The organism is Cocleimonas sp. KMM 6892, from assembly GCF_035798195.1.
Taxonomy (GTDB): Bacteria; Pseudomonadota; Gammaproteobacteria; order Thiotrichales; family Thiotrichaceae; genus Cocleimonas; species Cocleimonas flava.
The window spans coordinates 1-512 of the sequence record NZ_JAPFBV010000024.1; the positions used below are offsets into that span (position 1 = coordinate 1).

The following is a 512-nucleotide window of genomic DNA, read 5'->3' on the forward strand; positions in this document are numbered from 1 at the left end:
GGTACGATCAACGGATCACTCACAACCACATCCGTTAACGTGGCCGCACCTGTATTGGTCGCAGTGATGGTGTATGTCAATACATCGCCTTCACTCACTTCGGTATTGCCATCATTATCTGCATTGGCGGGTGCAGGTTTATCAACGGCTAAAAGGGGCGCATTAATGTTGGTGGTTTCACCGTCAGTAACCGGATCGGTTTGATCAGAATACGCTGTTGCGGTATTGACGATATTGTTGTCACTGACATTTTGTGGCGTCACGGTGTAGGTTCCGATCAACACACAGGTGTCATTCGGTGCGACTGATGGACAAGTGATGCTGGTTGGTACGATCAACGGATCACTCACAACCACATCCGTTAACGTTGCCGCACCTGTATTGGTCGCGGTGATGGTATACGTCAATACATCGCCTTCACTCACTTCGGTATTGCCATCATTATCTGCATTGGCGGGTGCAGGTTTATCAACGGCTAAAAGGGGCGCATTAATGTTGGTGGTTTCACCGTC

1 protein-coding gene is annotated in these 512 nt (G+C 49.2%); it reads right to left on the reverse strand.

Going from position 1 to position 512, the window contains the following annotated elements; translation table 11 throughout:
- A partial coding sequence (locus OO007_RS20215; protein WP_325810186.1) for a DUF7507 domain-containing protein occupies positions 1–512 on the reverse strand: 512 nt, incomplete at both ends.